This is a genomic window from Xanthomonas sp. SHU 166, from assembly GCF_000364685.1.
Lineage (GTDB): Bacteria > Pseudomonadota > Gammaproteobacteria > Xanthomonadales > Xanthomonadaceae > Xanthomonas_A > Xanthomonas_A sontii.
The window spans coordinates 1-2710 of sequence record NZ_AQOJ01000833.1 but is presented as its reverse complement, the minus strand read 5'-3'; the positions used below and the strand labels follow the sequence as shown (position 1 = coordinate 2710).

At 67.7% G+C, this 2710-nt stretch carries 4 protein-coding genes; all 4 read right to left on the bottom strand.

The genetic code is table 11. The features are described 5' to 3' along the window. On the bottom strand, positions 1-297 hold a 297-nt coding region (locus D180_RS19165), incomplete at its 3' end, for a PilZ domain-containing protein (protein ID WP_017914044.1). Continuing rightward, on the bottom strand, positions 294-593 hold the full coding sequence (locus D180_RS19160) for a hypothetical protein (RefSeq protein WP_010341673.1): 300 nt from the start codon (positions 591-593) through the stop codon (positions 294-296). The genes D180_RS19160 and D180_RS19165, both read right to left, overlap by 4 nt. After that, positions 590-1009, bottom strand: coding sequence for a flagellar export chaperone FliS (fliS, locus tag D180_RS19155; RefSeq protein WP_010341674.1), 420 nt, complete (start codon positions 1007-1009; stop codon positions 590-592). The genes D180_RS19160 and fliS overlap by 4 nt, the downstream gene beginning before the upstream one ends. A gap of 146 nt (positions 1010-1155) precedes the next feature. Further along, complete coding sequence (gene fliD, locus D180_RS19150) at positions 1156-2478, bottom strand: flagellar filament capping protein FliD (RefSeq protein ID WP_043091362.1); 1323 nt, start codon at positions 2476-2478, stop codon at positions 1156-1158. Between the last annotated feature and the right edge of the window lie 232 nt (positions 2479-2710).

Sequence of the window (2710 nt, the reverse complement as noted above, 5' to 3'; positions counted from 1 at the left end):
TGGCAGGGCATCCTCGTGCTGGCGGGCCAGCCGGCCCAGCAGCACCAGCATCAGGTCGAGCTTGGCCTCCATCCGCTGGGTCTGCGCGGTGGACTCGCTGCGGTCGTCGCTGCCGTCCTCGCCGCGCAGATCCTCGATCTGCGCCAGGCTGCGCAACAGCGCCTCGCCGGCAGCCAGCCGGCCGGCGCCGTTGCCCAGGCGGAAATCCGCCGGCAGCGCCAGCGCGCAACTGAGGGTGTCGTGGAACAGTTCGGCGTCGGCCGGGTGCTGCGCCGCGCCGTCCGGGCCGGCGTTCATCCCAGCAGTCCGGCCTGCGAATAGCTCCGCGCGGCATGGCTGGACTGGCGGCTGGCGCGCAGCCAGGCCGCGGCGTGGTCGCGCTCCATGCGCATCTGCGCGGTCACCGCCTGCTGCAAGGCGAGCAGTGGCTTCAGCGCCTCGCGCGAGCGGTCGGCGCCGTCCTGCTGCAGATACGCCTGCAGGCGCCTTGCGTGGTCGGTGACCATGGCCTGGGCCAGCGCGTAATCCTCGCCGCGCAGGATCTCGCGCAGTTCGTGCAGGTCGTTGTGCAGGTCGGCGAGCGCGATGCTCACGACGCGTTCGCCGTGGCCAGTTCGCGCTGCTGCGCGGGAATGGCGGCCCAGGCCGCGTCGATCTCGCTGAGCAGTTCCAGCGCTTCGGTCAGCGCGGCGTCGTCGTTGTGCAGGTTGGCTTCGGTCAGCCGGTGCATCACGTAGTCGTAGAGCGCCGACAGATTGCCGGCGATCTCGCCGCCGGCCTCGTGGTCGAGCGAGCCGTTGAGATGGCCGACGATGGCGCAGGCCTCGCCGATCGCCTTGCCCTTGCGTGCCTGGTCGCCCTGCGCGAGGCAGGCCTGGGCCTGGCGGATGCGCTGGCAGGCGCCGGCGAACAGCATGGCGACCAGCTTGTGCGGATCGGCATCGGTGACGCTGGTGGAAATGCCCATCTTGCGATATTGCTCGGCGTACTGGCGGCTGGAACCGTACATGGAAAACTCCTCGGGTGGATCGGCTGGCCTCCGCGCCGCGCCGGTGAGCGGCGACGCTGCGGTTGCTGCGGCCAATCCGTAATGACTGTCGATACTCTTTCTATCGGCCGCCACGCGTCTCGACTTGAGCCGCGCGGCCGCGCGCGTCAGCTGAACTGCTTGGTCAGGCTGTCGCTCACGCTCTGCATCTGGGTGACCAACTGGTTCATTGCGGTGAAGCGTGCGGTGTACTGATCGGTCAGGGTCTGCATGCGCTTGTCGAGATCGCTGAGCTGGTCGGTCAGGTCGGAGATGTGCTTGTTGAGCGAGTTGGTGCGCTGGGTCAGGGTGCCGCTGGTGCTGTCCAGGTTGCTCTTCAGCAGCGTGCTCATGCCGGTACCGAAACTGCCGTTGTTGCCGAGCAGGGTCTTGGCCGCCGACGGATCGGCGGCCGCCGCGGTGTCGAACTTGGCGCTGTCGAAGCTCATCACCCCGTCCTTGTCGATGGTCACGCCCATCGCCATCAGGCCGCTCACGTTGTCGCTGACCAGCCGGCGCAGCGACTGCTGCAGGCCGCGCACCATCGCATCGCCGGTCATCGGCGAGGCCTTCTTGTTGGTGGCGTCGTAGGCGCTGGACGACTTGAGCACGCTGTTGGCGGAGTTGTAGGCGCTGACCAGGGCAGTCAGATTGGCCTTCAGCGGGGTGTTGTCGTTGGTGATGTTGAGATTGAAGCTGGTGCCGGCCACCGCCTTGGTGAGATTGATCGCCACGCCGGGTACCAGATCGGCGATGGTGTTGCTGCTGGAGGTGCGCTGGAAGCCGTCCACTTTCACCACCGCATCGGCGGCAGCGATGGTCTGGGTCAGCCCGCCGTTGTTGCCGGGCGGGTAGGTGAGCTTGGCCAGGCCGCCGTCGCCACCGGACGTGGTGATGGTCAGGGCGCCCTTGGTGCCGGTGTCGACCGCGTTGAGCACCAGATGGTCGCCATCGTCGGCGGTGACCACGCTGGCGGTCACGCCGGCACCGTTGGCGGCCTTGTTGATGAAGGCGGCCACGTCGCTGAGCTTGCTGCCGGCATCGACGTTGATGTTGAGCGTGGTGCTGCCATAGGCGATGGTCAGGGTGCCGCCACCGACGACGGCGCCGCTGGCGTAGGCCGACGAGGTCAGTTTCTGCGACTGCGCCAGTTTCACCACCTCGATGCCGTATTTGCCGGCGTTGGCGCTGGAGGTCACGGTGGCGGTATAGCCGGCGCCGTCGTCGATGGTCGCCTTGTAGGCGCCCTTGTCGGCGCTGTCGGACACCGTGCTCATCGCCGTCTGCAGGTTGGACAGCGCGCTCTTGATCGTGCTCAAGGACGACAGTTGCGCGCTGGAAGCGGTACCGTCGCGGTTGATCCGGTCTTCCTGCGGCTGGCGTTCCTTCGCCACCAGTTTGGCGACGAAGCTGGGAATGTCCAGGCCTGAGCCGATTCCAGTGGTGGACATGGTGGCGGTCCTTGAGGTGGCCGGCACGCGGTGCGCCAGCGGCTGAGGGGAGTATCGGCGCGCGGGAGCGCTTCTTGAGCGGCGCCTGCGCGTTGCGACGGCTCCCCGTTGCCATGCAAATCCTGTGCCGCATCCAGGGCGTCAAAAAAAAGGCCCCTCCTTGCGGAGGGGCCCCGTGGTGCGTTGCGGTGTGTCCGTGCTTAGCCCTGGAGCAGGCTCAGCACGCTCTGCG